The sequence below is a fragment of the Empedobacter sp. UBA6305 genome, from assembly GCF_002440405.1.
In the GTDB taxonomy this organism is placed as follows: Bacteria; Bacteroidota; Bacteroidia; order Flavobacteriales; family Weeksellaceae; genus Empedobacter; species Empedobacter falsenii_B.
In genome coordinates, this window is record NZ_DJTP01000004.1 from 38,046 (window position 1) to 52,874 (window position 14,829).

A 14,829-nucleotide genomic window follows, 5' to 3' on the forward strand; every position below is an offset into this window, starting at 1 on the left:
TCTAAATTACATCTTGTACTTCTGGATGTTTACCAACATAAACGCTCACATAACTACAAAATGGAATGATTTTCAACTGATTTTTTCTTGCGTAATCTACAGCTTCTAACACTAATTTTTCGGCCAAACCTTGTCCTCTCAATTCGGGATTAACACCTGTATGATTAATCAACATTTGTTTTTCTTTCAGCATAAAAGTTAATTCACCAACTTCTTTATTATTCTCATCAAGAAGTATAAAAACTCCATTTTTTCCTTCTAAATTCAATTCAATTTTCATAGAATAGTATTTTAAATTCAAATTAATCTTTTTGGATGAGATTTGGTCAAAAAGATTTGTTAAAAGTCTCGATATACAAGACAAATTTACGGGTGAAAAGTTTTTAATTCAAAGAAAATTTAAACAAATAATAACAATCAATTTACAATCATCTTTCTATTTGATAATCAACAACAAGCCATTCTATATAATATTTAATGTATAGGTTTGAGTTTTTTACTTGATTATTTATTACATTTGTTAGATATTTTAAGGAAATATTCTTCATATGAAATTTATTGTATCGAGCAACACGTTATTAAAAAATGTTAACTTAATCGGAGGGGTTATTAACTCTAATAATACTTTACCAATCCTTGATAATTTTTTATTCGAATTGGATGGTAGCCAATTAACTATCACTGGTTCTGATTTAGAAACAACAATTTCAACAACTTTAGAAGTTGAGTCTAATGATAATGGAAAAATTGCAATTCCATCAAAAATCTTAACTGACACGTTGAAAACTTTCCCTGCGCAACCGCTTACTTTTATCCAAAAAGAAGGAAATACGTTGGAAATTGTTTCAGAACAAGGAAATTATCAGTTAGCATTCGAAGACGCAAACGAATATCCTCAAACGCCAGATATCGAAGACGCAAGCTCTACAACACTTAGTGCAAGCATTTTATCAGAAGCAATTATCAAAACTATTTTTGCGACAGGAAACGACGAATTACGTCCAATTATGACAGGAGTCTTCTTCCAAGCAAATGCAGATATTTTCCGTTTTGTTGCTACAGATGCGCATCGTTTGGTAAAATATACTCGCAATGGCTTAGACAATTTACAAGCTGCTGAATATATTATGCCGAAAAAACCACTTAACTTATTGAAAAATATTTTAGGAGGAAATAATGACGATGTAACAATCGAATATAACAATACAAATACACGTTTTTCATTCCAAAACATCGTGTTAACTTGTCGTTTGATTGATGGTAAATATCCTAATTATGAAGCGGTAATTCCAAAAGAAAATCCAAATGTATTAACGATTAACAGAAACTTATTCTTGACATCTTTGAAACGTGTGGCAATTTTCTCTAACAAAACAACAAACCAAGTTCGATTAAAATTAGTTGGAAATTCATTGACAATTTCTGCTGAAGATATCGATTTTGCAAACAAAGCAGAAGAAAGACTTCCTTGTGATTACAACGGAACTGATTTACAAATCGGTTTCAATTCTCGTTTCTTAATCGAAATGTTGAACAATTTACAATCAGAAGAAATAACATTAGAAATGTCTGAACCGAATCGTGCAGGAATCATCAAACCAGTTGATGGACTAGAAGATGGCGAAGAAATCTTAATGCTAGTTATGCCAGTTATGTTAAACGCATAATCAAAAAGAATACATAAAATTCATTTATACAATACAATGAAAATTTCATACAATTGGCTAAAAACCTACATTGATACAGATATCACACTTGATGAAGTGTCTTCAACACTTACAAGTACGGGTCTAGAAGTTGAAGGTGTAGAACAAGTAGGTGGAGCTAAAAATTATTTGGAAACCGTATTAGTTGGTAAAGTTTTATCAGCTGTGCCACATCCAAACGCAGATAAATTAAGAGTTACTAAAATAGATTTAGGAGACGGAAAAGAAACGCAAATTGTTTGTGGAGCTCCTAATGTTGCAGAAGGTCAAAATGTTCCTGTTGCAACTGTCGGAACGGTTTTACCTTCACCAGATGGTGAATTTAAAATCAAGAAGGCAAAAATTCGTGGTGAAGAATCTTTCGGAATGATTTGTTCTGAAGTAGAATTAGGAATTGGTACAGATCATTCTGGTATTTTAGTTTTACCAGAAGATTTAAAACCTGGAACTTCTACGTTCGACCTATTCGGAAAAAATGATGAAGTTGACCACGAAATCGAAATTGGTTTAACGCCAAATCGTGCGGATGCAATGTCACATTTTGGTGTAGCGCGTGATTTACATGCGGCCCTTAAAATTCGTGATATCGCGTCAACATTCAAAACATATGATGTATCAAATTATCCTACGACAGATTTCGGAAAAAATCCTATTTCTATCGAGGTTAAAGATACAGAAGCAGCGCCTCGTTATGCAGGTGTTTACTTAAAAAATGTAAAAGTTGCTGAGTCGCCAGATTGGTTAAAAAATCGTTTAAAAGTTATAGGATTATCGCCAATTAATAATGTGGTTGATATTACCAATTACATTTTACACGATTTAGGACAACCTTTACATGCTTTTGATGCAGCTAAAATTGAAGGAAATAAAGTAATCGTTCAGAAATTAGCAGAAGGAACAAAATTCACAACTTTAGATGGCGTTGAACGTACATTAAAAGGACATGAATTGATGATTTGCAACGAGAATAATCCAATGTGTATTGCTGGAGTTTTCGGAGGAAAAGATTCTGGAGTTTCGGATGCAACGACAACTATTTTCTTAGAATCAGCATATTTCGAGCCAGTAACAATTCGTAAAGGAGCGAAAGCACATGCATTAAATACGGATGCTTCTTTCCGCTTTGAACGTGGAATTGATCCTAACATAACTATCGACGCGTTGAAGAAAGCTGCGATGATGTTAGTTGAAATTGCTGGTGCTGAAATTGCATCTAATATTGATGATATTTATGCAAATCCTATTCAAAACTTTAATGTAAAATTACGTTTACATAAAGTGGTTGAATTATTAGGAGTTGAAATTCCAGAACATAAAATCAAATCGATTTTAGAAAATTTAGAAATTAAAATTTTGTCAGAAAATGATGGAATTTTAGATTTAGAAGTTCCAGCTTATCGTGTAGATGTACAACGTGATGTAGATTTGATTGAAGATATTTTGAGGATTTATGGATACGATAATATCGAAATTCCTTCAAAATTCTCGTTTTCTTATGTTCCAAATCAAAAAGTTAGTCCAGATAAAATCGAAGATTTTATTGCGCGTCAATTGATTTCTTTCGGATTCAATGAAGCGATGAATAACTCGTTAACGAAAAGAGAATACGAAGAAATTTTCTTTTATCCAGAAGGTGAAAGTGTTGCAATGTTAAATCCGCTTTCTGCTGATTTAGCTGTAATGCGTCGCATTTTATTGAATGGTTTATTAGAAAATGTTGCGTTCAATATCAACCGTCGTAATTCGGATGTTAAATTATTTGAATTTGGGAAAGTTTATCGCAAAATTGATGGTATTTACGAAGAAAATAAATGTTTAGGAATCGTTCTTTCAGGAAACTTTAATAGCGAATCGTGGACAGGAAATTTACGTAAAGCTTCATTTGCTGATTTGAAAGGTTTGATTAAACAAATTTTTGTTCGATTAGATATTCAAATTACAGATGAGTTACCTGCAAAAGATGATAATTTCTTAGATGGAATTGAATTTGTTTCTGGTCAAAAATCATTAGGAAAACTTGGAATCATCAGCAAAAAATTAGCAAAAAAATTAGGCGTTAATCAAGATGTTTTCTTTGCTCAATTAAATTGGGATGCAATGGTTGCTTTAGCAAACAAACACGACTTGAAATACAAAGAAATCTCTAAATTCCCAGGTTCTCGTAGAGATTTAGCTTTATTGCTTGACTCTTCTGTGAAATATGAAGAGTTGTACAAAGCTACAAAAGAAGTGAAAACGAATTTATTGAAAGCTGTGAATTTATTTGACGTTTACGAAGGAGATAAATTGCCAGCTGGTAAAAAATCGTATGCTTTAAGTTTTATGATTCAAGACGAAAATAAAACATTAAGTGATCAAGAAATTGATGGTTTAATGAATAAATTAATCAAATTGTATCAAGAAAAATTCAACGCTGAGTTGAGATAAAATATTCCGAAAAATGAAAAAGATTGTAACTTTATTTTCAGCAACTATTTTGATGAGTTTTATAGCAACTTCTTGTTCTACAAGTGCAACTACTGCTAAAATTAAACCTAAATCGGAAGTTTCGATTTCAAATCAAAATTGGTATTTGATCAACGATAACAATGTAGTAAAAGGTTTGTACGATAAGGACGTAATGTTGGTTATTGACGAAGCGAATTCGACTGTAAGTGGTTTTGCGGGTTGCAACAATTTCAATGCTACTTTTACAAAAGTTAGCGGCGTTACAAGCTTTGTTAATTTTTCTGAAACTAAAATGGCTTGTCCTAATTTGCAAGAAGAAAAAGCATTTTTATCGATGTTGAAAAGTGTAAATCGTTACGAAGTTTCAGGAAAAGAATTACATCTTTACAAAAGCAATATTTTATTATTAAAATTCAAAACAATTTAGTTTTTATAATAAAAAAGCTCCTTACAAGGAGCTTTTTTTATGTTTCTTTATTTTCTTCTACCGATTTTATCTCAACAGTATCATCACTTTGCTTGAAACCAATTTTAGTAATCGGAATTTCTTTTGATGATAAATAAAACTCTAAATCAGCATTTAATTCGATCAGACGATGCGGAAAATCTTGACCAACATTTTGCTTGGCTTCTGTTAAGAAAATTGCGCAATGTTTTAAATAATCAGGCGTTAATTTCGATTTTGCTTCTTGAAATGCAGAAAACAATACCTTTTCTGTCATCACAATATTTTTCGTTTCATCTTTTCTGTATAATGCATATAAACGTTTTTTAAGCGATTGTGTAAAATCAATCATCATTGTATTTGAGAAAATTTTCATTTCAGCCGCATAAGGCGTCCAGAAATCTTTGTTCAACGCATTTTGATTTTTCAAAATTGATAATAACGGAGAATCTTGCGCCAAATTCGTAGTCATGTGATGTAGAAGTAATTGTTTGCGCTCGTCAAAAGTTGGAGGAAAAATCGGAATATGTAAATCAAAACGACCAGGTGCAACGATTTCATCATTCAAATTTGCTAAAGATTCAACAGCTCCAACAATCAAAAGTTCTTTCGTATCATTTTTCTGAATATGTCTAAGAACGGAATAAAACAAATCGACCATTTCGGGATAAATGGTATTTACAGAAGTAGAATGTAATATTTCGTCGAACGAATCAATAAACAATAATGTTTTAGGTTGATTCATCTTTTTTGAAAGAAAATCGGAGAATTTATTCTTTTTGTTATCAAAATTCCCAACTAAATAATCATTGAAAATATGTACAAATTCGTAACCAATCATATCCGCTATTTTCTTTGCCCAATATATTTTCCCACTACCTGGAGGTCCATACAAAATCAAGCCAGCAGGTTTTGAGATTCCCCAACTTTCTCCTTGATCTTTGCTGATAAATGGATCTAACATATCAGTCATATAAAAATACAAATCAGTATAACCAACTAAACTTTTACCAGAAAAATCTTCGCATTGCGGAAATGCTTTTTCTATAAACGGATATTTTCCCCCAATGTAAGAATGAATCAAATAACTTGACACTCCCGTTTTCATCTGCTTTGCAACCTCGGCAGGAATTCCATTTGTCACAAAAAAATGAAGTACTTCTTCTTCTTTCGCTCCAATTGTTTTAGCGATTTCTTCTATTGTTTTTTCTTTGGAATAATCTTCGGCATATCTTTTTAAGAAATCTTTATTCTCTTCCGAAAATGTTATAAATTGTTGTGTTACATTAAAATTTTCGTCAATACAAAAACTCAAATCAATATTAAAATCATTGATAAAATTCTGTAAACTTCCTAAAGATATTTCGAGTTGATTAGATAAATCCTTTAATTTCATTCTGTTGGCTTGTTCTAATTTCTATTAAAAATAAAGATTAATTCGTGAACTAAACCATTTTAAGTTCTAAACTTCTGTTAAAGGAGCAAGCGCATCTATAGATGCGCTTGCTCCTTTTAATTGTATATTTTAAAATTATTTACAATTTAGATGAATTAAGATAATCTTCCATTTCTTCTTTATTTGCTTCATCAGATTCGTCTTTTAGAACACGATGAGCCACTTTACCTACAGTTAAACCTTGAATAACGATTGAAAATAAAACAACGATGTATGTAATCTCTAATAACAAATCTTTCCATTCCGAATTTGGCATCGAAAGAACTAATGCAATTGAAACTCCTCCACGAATTCCTCCCCAAACCAAGACAATAAGTGAACCTTTAGAAAAAGTGTTTTTTCTTAAAATAGTACGAGCTGGAATAACAATTGATAATGTTCGAGATAATAGGACTATAAAAATTGTGGCAATTCCTAATAGAATTTGATCCATTAAATCTTCTATTAACAACAATTCGAAACCTATAAAAAGGAATAAAATGGCGTTCATTATTTCATCAATAAGCTCCCAAAATTTGTTTAAATAATCTTGAGTTGTTTTACTCATTGCGAATTTCTTTCCATAATTTCCGATTATTAAACCTGCGATAACCATAGCTAAAGGACTAGAAATATGAAGTTCTTTTGCAATCAAAAATCCTCCCATTACAATCGACAATGTAATTAAAGCTGAAACTTTATAATCATCAATTTTTTTCATCGAATTAGACGCTGTAAATCCAAGTAATAATCCAAGTAAGATTCCGCCACCAGCTTCCATCAAGAATAATTTTGAAACACTTGCAAAATCAGCATCAAAGCTTGGATTAGTTGCTATTTGTAAAACTACTGCGAACATTACAACGGCCACACCATCATTAAACAGTGACTCTCCTGTAATTTTTGTCTCAATAATTTTAGGAACTTTTGCTTGTTTCAAAATTCCTAATACAACGATTGGATCAGTTGGAGAAATTAATGTTCCGAACAATAAACAATAGATATACGGAATTTGAATACCAAAATATGGCGCAATGTAATATAAAATTACTGATATAATAAATGCTGATAATACTACTGATATTGTAGCATAAGTAGCAATTGTCCATCTCAAGTTTTTCAAATCGAGAATATTAACGTGCATTGCGCCTGCAAAAAGCAGAAAATTAAGCATTGCGCCCATCAATATTTCATTGAAGTCTAAACTATTAAAGAGTTGAAACATGTCTTTTGTAGCATCAGGAAAATAGCTATCTCCCAATAAACGGATAGCGATAGATACTAACATGGCGATAATCATAATTCCAATTGTTCCAGGTAATTTTAGGAATCGAAGGTTTGCATAAGAAAATAATGCAGCAAGAACAATTAGAACCGAAAAAGAATAATATAGTTCCATTGGTATTGATTGATTAAAATTTGGAAAAAGTTACAAAAAAAGAGCCACTATAAAGTGGCTCTTTCTATATTAATTTGATTTTTTTATCAAAATTAGTTTTTTGGAGCTTGCCCAATTAAATCCATAAATTGATCTAACTTAGGTAAGATAATAATTTGTGTACGACGGTTTTTAGATTTTCCTTCCGCAGTAGCATTTGTAGTTAATGGGTTATATTCTCCACGTCCACCAGCTGTTAAACGTTTACCATCAACACCGTATTGGTTTTGTAATGCTTGTACAACAGAAGATGCACGTAAAGCAGATAAATCCCAGTTGTTACGGATGTTTGGTTTAGAAATTGGCACATTATCTGTGTTACCTTCAATCAATACATCGTAATCTTTATAATCGTTGATGATTTTCGCAATTTTACTTAAAGTTTCTCCTGCAGCAGGTGAAATTTCGTAGCTACCAGATTTGTACAACATGTTATCAGCTAACGAGATGTAAACAACACCTTTTAATACTTTAACATCAACATCTTTTGCTTCATTGCTAGATAAAGAACGCGTTAAGTTGTTTGTTAAAACCATATTCAAACTATCCGATTTGCTTTTCGCATCGATCAAATGTTTGATGTATTTGTTAGACTGATTGATTTCGTTCACTAATTCAGAAACGTTTTTAGAACCACCATTAATACAATTTTTCAATTGTTCTTGTAATTGTTTAATTTGATTTCTTTCACTCTGAACTGTGTTTTCATACTGACCTTGGTTAGATTCAAAATTAGCTAATTTAGCTTTCGCTACAGCCAATTCTGTTTGACATCCTTGGTTCTCAGAATAAGCAGAATTGAATTTATTTTGTAATTCATCATACTTTTTCTGACTAACACAACTAAATAAAGTTGAAGCAGCGATAACCGCTACTGGCAAAATTGAAACTTTCATAATTATTTTTTTTATTTCAGTTATACGAATATATGTTATTATTTTTTATTGCGAGTATATATTCTGCAAAAACCATGCTGTAAAAATATAAAACTCCTACAATCATTTGGTTGTAGGAGTTTTAACCTTAATATTTTATTTCTATTGTATTAATCCTGAGGAATATATAAAACCTGACCTGGATAAATCTTATCTTCGTGTTTTAACATTGGTTTGTTTGCTTCGAAAATTTTTGGATACTGCATTGGATCTCCATAAACTTCTTTTGCAATTTTAGATAAAGAATCTCCACTTTTTACAGTATACATTGTCTTAGATAAATCTGGAATCTCAATTCTCAAAGGTGTTTTCAATGTTAATTGATCTTCTACTCCTTCCACTCCATCAATGTTACCTGCTGTTGCTAAAATTTTTTGTTTCTCGTTGATGTCCAACGCTTGTCCAGCTACTACAATTTTATCTCCATCAGTAGAAAAAGTTACTCCTGACAAATCAAATCCTTGCTTTGCAACTTGTTCTTGTACTTTACCTGCTTTTTCTTCTGGTGTTTCTGCACCTCCGAAGACTTTCTCTCCGGCATTTTTGATAAATGAAAATAATCCCATAACGAGTTGATTTTAATAATATTTATTTGTTGATATTTAGTAAATATATAATTTCTCTAACAATTATCGTGCAATTGATGAATATTTCTTTTTTAAATTTTCGGTAATCGAGAGTTGTTGTTGAATTTGACTTGTTAATTGATTAATTTTTGCATCCAAAACTTTATCGTTCTCTTCGGCAATTTGTATTTTTCCGCTCAATGTTACTACTTGATCTTCTATCGATCGCAAAGAATTTTCTGTTTTTATCTTTTTCTTCATCAAACCATCAGTTACTTTATCATTCGATTCTCTTTCCAATTGATTCACCACCAAATCTAACTTATCGCCCAAAGCTTGCTTTTTACTTTCTAATTTCAATAAGGTGTTATTATCTTTTAGATATGATTTGATCGAGTTTCCTTTTTTCAATTGTGCATCAGCGTTTTCTTTTGTCAATCGAATCATATTTTCGTTCGCTAACCTCAACTCATTTCGTACACAACCTTGCTTCGTTTTTGTTGCTAAATCTTGCAATTGAGCATAAATTTTATCAAACTCTGCCGAATTACTATTAAATGTCATTCCATTTTGATCCGTTAATGTATTAATCACAGTCGTTTTTCCATTTTCTTCATCAACCAAACTAATCACAGATTTATACACATCTTGCGAATTTTTGAACTTGATATTACTCGCTTCATGTCTTTTCAAAAAAGCAGAAGAACCTTCTTTGTTCGTTACCCAATTTTCCCACGATTTCACAATCAAATTCTGCGCACAATTATCCGTAGAAAAAGCAAAAGATTTCAGTTCTTGTCCGTTCATTTCGTACTCAACTTCAAACAATCCTTCATCAGATTGTGCATTAACATAAGCTGATGTTAACAAAGTTGTAATGGCTAAAAGTAATAGTTTCATCAAGTTGATAGTTTAAATTTATGTTCACAATTATTTATCCAATTTACAAAATATCGGAGTTTAAGAAAAGATGTTGTACAGATTTTTTATAATGGTTAATTTTAACCAGAAATTAATCAAACCGCATGCAAACAAAAATTTTATTAATTTACACAGGAGGAACAATTGGAATGGCGAAAGATTATGGTGACCAATCCTTGAAACCTTTCAATTTTGATAATTTGTTGAAACAAATTCCGGAATTGGGTCTGTTAGATTGTTCTTTCGATTATCATAGTTTCGATACGCCTATAGATTCGTCTGATATGAAACCTAAATATTGGATAGAAATTGCCGAAACCATTCAACAAAACTACGAAAACTATGATGGTTTTGTTGTTTTGCACGGAACAGATACAATGGCGTATACAGCTTCTGCAATGAGTTTTATGATTGATAACCTCGAGAAACCTGTCATTTTCACTGGTTCGCAATTACCAATTGGAGATTTGCGCACAGATGCGAAAGAAAACTTAATTACTTCGATTCAATTGGCTTCGTTACGTAAAAATGACAAACCAATTATCAAGGAAGTTTGTGTGTATTTTGAATATAAATTGTTTCGTGCGAATAGAACAACTAAGATTAATGCAGAAAACTTTGATGCTTTCGAGTCGCCGAATTATCCAGTAATTGGAGTTTCCGGTGTTCATCTGGAAGTGAAAGAAGATTTATTGTTAAAAAATGTTGTTACGGATAAACTTTCGATCAACAAAAATCTAAATGCTGATGTTGGTGTCTTGAAGATTTTCCCTGGAATGAATCGTTCTTTTATCGAAAGTGTTTTAAACGCTCCGAACATGAAAGCTTTTATTATTGAGGCTTTCGGAACAGGAAATATTTTTACCGATAGTTGGTTTATTGAATTGCTGGAAGAAGTAACGAATAAAGGAGTTCATCTTATCATCAACACGCAATGTTCTGGCGGAATGGTAGAACTTGGACGTTATGCTACAAGTGATGCGTTACTAAATATGGGCGCAATTTCGAGTTATGATTTGACAATGGAAGCTGCAATTACCAAAGCCATTTATTTATTAGGTCAAAACCTTTCGAAAGAAGAATTCAAAACGCAATACGAAGCAAACTTGAAAGGTGAACTTCGCCATCATTTTTACAATGATTAAATCAAAATAATATAAAACGAAAAAAATCTCTACTTGGTAGAGATTTTTTTATGTTCTAAATTTTATTTCTTCCCCGACATTGAAGCGCCATCAGATTCTCTTAATTTGAAAAAGATGTAAGTTGATAAAATTGTCATCACGCCCATCGTCAAAAATGAATAACGAAAAGCTTGTACTTCCACTCCATTTACAAATCCTGCTTGTCTAAAAACACCTAAAATTAATGCAGCTACAGAAATTCCAAATGTTAGTGATAATTGTTGTGTAACCGATAATAAACTATTCCCTTCGCTGGATGTATTTTCGTCCAAATCTGCTAAAGACAAGGTATTCATCGCCGTAAATTGAATTGAACTAAAAAATCCATTCAAAACCATTAACGGAATGATATAATAAATTGGTGATTTCGATTCTAAAAAGAAAAACATACAAATGATTAATCCTAAAGTTATTGTATTGGAAATCAACATATTTCGATAACCAAATTTATTCACAATTGGCACAACAAACGATTTTGCAATAATGTTACTTGTTGCAGATGGAATCATAATTAATCCCGCTACAGTAGCCGAATATCCATAACCAACTTGCAATAAAAGCGGAATAAGAAAAGGTATTCCTCCAATTCCTAATCGTGTAATAAGATTTCCTATAATACCAATTCGCAAAGTTCTAATGTTAAACAAATTCAAATCGATTAAAGGATGTTGTTTATGTTTTGCATGATAAATATACAAACCAATCAAAAAGGCAGAAACTACAGTCAATGCCAATACAGTTTGCAGGCCAATCACACGAGAAGATGTCAATTCCATAATCAATGTTAAGACAGTAACTCCTCCACTAAAAAGAATCAAACCTCTGATATCAAATTTAAAAACTGGATGTTTAAAATCGGGGATCGCAAAAGTTGTCATCCAAAGTGCAATAATTCCGAATGGAATATTCACGATGAAAATCCAATGCCATGATAAAGTTTCAACCAAAATACCTCCAATTGTTGGTCCTAAAAGTGGTCCTATTAACCCTGGTATGGTGATAAAATTAATTACTTTTAATAATTCACTTTTTGGATAAGCATATAAAATTGCTAAACGTACAACAGGAACCATCATCGATCCTCCAATCGCTTGTATAACGCGTGAAATGACTAAAAAAGGTAAAGTTGTGGCAAATGCGCAAAGTGTGGATCCAAGTGTAAAAATCAGTATAGCAGATTGAAAAACTTTTTTCGTTCCGTATTTATCCGAAAGCCAACCACTCAAAGGAATTAACAAAGCTATTGTTAACGTATACGCAACAATAATCGACTGAATTTCTAAAGGCGATTTTCCTAATTCTTTTGCAATTGTAGGTAAAGATGTATTTAAAATTGTAGCGTCCAAAGCTTGCATAAAAATTGCCATCGCACCAAGCCATGGCAAAAACTTCAACATTTTTGGACTTAAAATATGATCTGAATTCATTCAAATTCCTATAGCAAATTCTATTCCTATTTTAACATTTCGAAAAATCATTGAAAAAGATTAAATTTGAACTATGTTTCTCAACGCGCATACACATCATTTATCCGATCAAACAGATGTTTTGGAACTGTATAATCAGTTTCCAAATGAGTTGAATAATGAAGCTAAATTATTTTCAATTGGGATTCATCCAGCTTACATCAAAACCTCATCAATAAAGGAAGAAATCGAAATTATTAATCAAACTATTTCGAATAAAAACTGTTTAGCAATCGGTGAAATTGGATTAGATAAATTGTGCGAAACAGATTTTGAATTACAAATCAACGTTTTTAAAAAACAGTTAGAAATTGCGATGCAATATCAACTTCCAGTCATTATACATTCGGTTCGTGCTTATCAAGAAATTTTACAGATTCGAAAACAAATGAAATTGACGATTCCGTTTATTTTTCATGGTTTCAATAAGAATGAACAGTTACTCAATCAAATTATTGCGCAAAATTGTTTTGCATCTTTTGGTAAAAATCTTCTATCAAACAAAAACTTACAAATTATATTTGCAAATCTTTCTGCGAATCAATTCTTTTTGGAGAATGATGCAAGCGAAATTTCTATTGAAGAAATTTATACTTTTGCAGCGGATTTGAGAAAAATTACAATCGAGGAATTACAACTTCAACAAGCGAAAAATTGGAAAGCAGTTTTCGGTTACGAAGTTCAATCATAATTAAAATACATTTCAATGGCAGTTTGGCAAGAAAGAGCTGAATTATTATTCAAAGAAGAAGGTTTAGAAATCCTAAAAAATTCGAACATTTTAGTTGTTGGTTTAGGTGGAGTTGGCTCTTTTGCCGCAGAATTTATCGCACGCGCAGGAGTTGGAAAAATGACAATTGTTGATGGTGATACTGTTGATATTACAAATATTAATCGACAATTACCTGCTTTACACTCAACTGTTGGAATGAACAAAGTAGACATCGTTGGCGATCGTTTAATGGACATTAATCCTGAATTAGAATTAACGCGTATCAACGAATTTTTGAGTCCAGAACGTACACACGAAATCGTCACACCAGATTTTGATTATGTGTTAGATTGCATCGATTCTGTTACACCAAAAATTAATTTGATTTTAGCTGCAAAACGCAAAAAAATTAAAGTAATCAGCAATATGGGCGCTGGAGGAAAATATTTGGCAAGCAAAGTACAAGTGCGTGATATTAGCAAAACAGATGTTTGTCCTTTGGCAAAAAATGTTAGAAAACGATTAAAAAAAGAAGGAATTAATAAAGGTGTAAAAGCTGTTTTTTCGACAGAAGTTCCTGATGAATCTTCGGTTAAATTAACGGATGGAAAAAATTATAAAAAATCGTTTTACGGAACTAATTCGTGGATGCCTGGTTTATTCGGGTTGCATGCGGCAGAAACGGTGATTCGACATTTATTAAAAAAAGATAAATAATTAAGTACTTTCTTAAAGATTTAATTAATTTAGTTGCGAATTAACAAAGAGACGAAAAAAATGAAAATCAATTACGATTATATCACATACGAGGATGTTTTGAGAGCGCGTCAATTTATGTACGAGCAAGCGTTGGAACAGAATGCGACTAATTCGTTGTTGAACACTGCGAGAGATTTATTTGGAAACAGCAATTTCGAGATGTGTATCAAAATTTGTGAAGGTTTATTGGATGCAAAAGACCCAAAACAAATGTACGATGCTAAGAAATTAATTGCTTTATCATATTATAGTTTACAAGATTTTGAGAATGCGGATAATGCATTTTTCGATATCGCTCAAAACTCTGATAATTCAGACGATTGGTTTAATGTTGTCATTTCTGCAGCTTTAAATAAAAATATCGAACGTAGTAAAGAATCTTTTGGAATTGCATTAGAAAAATACACGAAATTTGGTCATCAACGTAATATGCCTTCAGTACAATTGATGTTGCATTACATGATTACGTTAGAAACTGTAAAAGAATACGTTTTGGCTTTGGAACAATGTAGAATGTTGGTACAAGTTTACGCTAAATTGAAAAAAACAGACGAAAAATTCTTAAGTTCTCGTGGTTTAGAACAAATCGAAAACTTTTTGGAAACTGCAAAACCAGTTTTGAAAAAAGCGAAAAAGAAAGAATTAACTGAAATCAAAAAAGAATTGGTTGAAGCTTTAGATGCAAACGGCGTAGAAAAAGTAGAAGCTTTTTTCGCTGAGTTTTAAGCTAACTATTTTTACAAGAAATAAAAAAATCCACTTCGAGAGAAGTGGATTTTTTGTTTTAATTATTTTGTCCCGTCCTGAAATAGCG

At 31.7% G+C, this 14,829-nt stretch carries 14 protein-coding genes; 7 read left to right on the forward strand and 7 right to left on the reverse strand.

Translation table 11 applies throughout. The annotated features are described in order from the left end of the window. Window position 1 precedes the first annotated feature (1 nt). Window positions 2-280 (reverse strand): GNAT family N-acetyltransferase, encoded by a 279-nt coding sequence (locus B3M86_RS01320; RefSeq protein ID WP_125350239.1) that lies wholly within the window; start codon window positions 278-280, stop codon window positions 2-4. 268 nt (window positions 281-548) lie between these two features. Between B3M86_RS01320 and dnaN the strand changes: the two genes are divergently transcribed. The 3 genes from dnaN to B3M86_RS01335 are packed head-to-tail and all read left to right on the forward strand — an operon-like array spanning window position 549 to window position 4,581. Further along, window positions 549-1,667 carry a DNA polymerase III subunit beta gene (gene dnaN, locus B3M86_RS01325; protein ID WP_038337242.1) on the forward strand — a complete coding sequence of 373 codons (1,119 nt, stop codon included), beginning with the start codon at window positions 549-551 and terminating at the stop codon, window positions 1,665-1,667. A gap of 36 nt (window positions 1,668-1,703) precedes the next feature. Further along, the gene (gene pheT / locus B3M86_RS01330; protein WP_291046834.1) at window positions 1,704-4,133 is read left to right on the forward strand and encodes a phenylalanine--tRNA ligase subunit beta; all 2,430 of its coding nucleotides are present in this window, start codon (window positions 1,704-1,706) and stop codon (window positions 4,131-4,133) included. Window positions 4,134-4,146: 13 nt separating this feature from the next. Further along, entirely contained in the window at window positions 4,147-4,581 is a 435-nt protein-coding gene (locus B3M86_RS01335; RefSeq protein ID WP_291067771.1) for an META domain-containing protein, read from the forward strand. 37 nt (window positions 4,582-4,618) lie between these two features. On the opposite strand, the gene B3M86_RS01340 is transcribed toward B3M86_RS01335, so the two are convergent. The 5 genes from B3M86_RS01340 to B3M86_RS01360 form a co-directional block, all read right to left on the reverse strand. Continuing rightward, window positions 4,619-5,995 carry an AAA family ATPase gene (locus tag B3M86_RS01340; protein WP_219034953.1) on the reverse strand — a complete coding sequence of 459 codons (1,377 nt, stop codon included), beginning with the start codon at window positions 5,993-5,995 and terminating at the stop codon, window positions 4,619-4,621. 139 nt (window positions 5,996-6,134) lie between these two features. Then, window positions 6,135-7,433, reverse strand: a complete 1,299-nt coding sequence (locus B3M86_RS01345; RefSeq protein WP_291067770.1) for a cation:proton antiporter — start codon at window positions 7,431-7,433, stop codon at window positions 6,135-6,137. A gap of 92 nt (window positions 7,434-7,525) precedes the next feature. Then, the gene (locus B3M86_RS01350) at window positions 7,526-8,368 is read right to left on the reverse strand and encodes an OmpA/MotB family protein (RefSeq protein ID WP_181816279.1); all 843 of its coding nucleotides are present in this window, start codon (window positions 8,366-8,368) and stop codon (window positions 7,526-7,528) included. Window positions 8,369-8,517: 149 nt separating this feature from the next. Next, window positions 8,518-8,973: a peptidoglycan-binding protein LysM gene (lysM, locus tag B3M86_RS01355; RefSeq protein WP_219034954.1), complete on the reverse strand. Its 456-nt coding sequence runs from the start codon at window positions 8,971-8,973 to the stop codon at window positions 8,518-8,520. Window positions 8,974-9,036: 63 nt separating this feature from the next. Further along, window positions 9,037-9,873 (reverse strand): hypothetical protein, encoded by an 837-nt coding sequence (locus B3M86_RS01360; protein ID WP_219034955.1) that lies wholly within the window; start codon window positions 9,871-9,873, stop codon window positions 9,037-9,039. A 125-nt stretch (window positions 9,874-9,998) separates the two neighbouring features. Here B3M86_RS01360 and B3M86_RS01365 point away from each other — a divergent pair, with 125 nt between their 5' ends. After that, a complete protein-coding gene (locus tag B3M86_RS01365) occupies window positions 9,999-11,039 on the forward strand; it encodes an asparaginase (protein ID WP_291067769.1) in 1,041 nt (346 codons plus the stop codon). Between the two features lie 62 nt (window positions 11,040-11,101). Here the strand turns inward: B3M86_RS01365 and mdtD are convergent, their stop codons facing one another. Then, window positions 11,102-12,505, reverse strand: coding sequence for a multidrug transporter subunit MdtD (gene mdtD / locus B3M86_RS01370; protein ID WP_219034956.1), 1,404 nt, complete (start codon window positions 12,503-12,505; stop codon window positions 11,102-11,104). 73 nt (window positions 12,506-12,578) lie between these two features. Here mdtD and B3M86_RS01375 point away from each other — a divergent pair, with 73 nt between their 5' ends. The 3 genes from B3M86_RS01375 to B3M86_RS01385 are packed head-to-tail and all read left to right on the forward strand — an operon-like array spanning window position 12,579 to window position 14,741. After that, on the forward strand, window positions 12,579-13,235 hold the full coding sequence (locus tag B3M86_RS01375; RefSeq protein WP_221854622.1) for a TatD family hydrolase: 657 nt from the start codon (window positions 12,579-12,581) through the stop codon (window positions 13,233-13,235). Window positions 13,236-13,250: 15 nt separating this feature from the next. After that, the gene (locus tag B3M86_RS01380) at window positions 13,251-13,973 is read left to right on the forward strand and encodes a tRNA threonylcarbamoyladenosine dehydratase (protein ID WP_038336843.1); all 723 of its coding nucleotides are present in this window, start codon (window positions 13,251-13,253) and stop codon (window positions 13,971-13,973) included. A gap of 60 nt (window positions 13,974-14,033) precedes the next feature. Next, on the forward strand, window positions 14,034-14,741 hold the full coding sequence (locus B3M86_RS01385; RefSeq protein ID WP_038336844.1) for a hypothetical protein: 708 nt from the start codon (window positions 14,034-14,036) through the stop codon (window positions 14,739-14,741). Window positions 14,742-14,829: the final 88 nt, after the last annotated feature.

Bases quoted from the DNA above. Each gene is read 5' to 3' on its own strand.
- B3M86_RS01320 (WP_125350239.1), bottom strand. From the start codon at position 280: ATGAAAATTGAATTGAATTTAGAAGGAAAAAATGGAGTTTTTATACTT.
- dnaN (WP_038337242.1), top strand. From the start codon at position 549: ATGAAATTTATTGTATCGAGCAACACGTTATTAAAAAATGTTAACTTA.
- pheT (WP_291046834.1), top strand. From the start codon at position 1,704: ATGAAAATTTCATACAATTGGCTAAAAACCTACATTGATACAGATATC.
- B3M86_RS01335 (WP_291067771.1), top strand. From the start codon at position 4,147: ATGAAAAAGATTGTAACTTTATTTTCAGCAACTATTTTGATGAGTTTT.
- B3M86_RS01340 (WP_219034953.1), bottom strand. From the start codon at position 5,995: ATGAAATTAAAGGATTTATCTAATCAACTCGAAATATCTTTAGGAAGT.
- B3M86_RS01345 (WP_291067770.1), bottom strand. From the start codon at position 7,433: ATGGAACTATATTATTCTTTTTCGGTTCTAATTGTTCTTGCTGCATTA.
- B3M86_RS01350 (WP_181816279.1), bottom strand. From the start codon at position 8,368: ATGAAAGTTTCAATTTTGCCAGTAGCGGTTATCGCTGCTTCAACTTTA.
- lysM (WP_219034954.1), bottom strand. From the start codon at position 8,973: ATGGGATTATTTTCATTTATCAAAAATGCCGGAGAGAAAGTCTTCGGA.
- B3M86_RS01360 (WP_219034955.1), bottom strand. From the start codon at position 9,873: ATGAAACTATTACTTTTAGCCATTACAACTTTGTTAACATCAGCTTAT.
- B3M86_RS01365 (WP_291067769.1), top strand. From the start codon at position 9,999: ATGCAAACAAAAATTTTATTAATTTACACAGGAGGAACAATTGGAATG.
- mdtD (WP_219034956.1), bottom strand. From the start codon at position 12,505: ATGAATTCAGATCATATTTTAAGTCCAAAAATGTTGAAGTTTTTGCCA.
- B3M86_RS01375 (WP_221854622.1), top strand. From the start codon at position 12,579: ATGTTTCTCAACGCGCATACACATCATTTATCCGATCAAACAGATGTT.
- B3M86_RS01380 (WP_038336843.1), top strand. From the start codon at position 13,251: ATGGCAGTTTGGCAAGAAAGAGCTGAATTATTATTCAAAGAAGAAGGT.
- B3M86_RS01385 (WP_038336844.1), top strand. From the start codon at position 14,034: ATGAAAATCAATTACGATTATATCACATACGAGGATGTTTTGAGAGCG.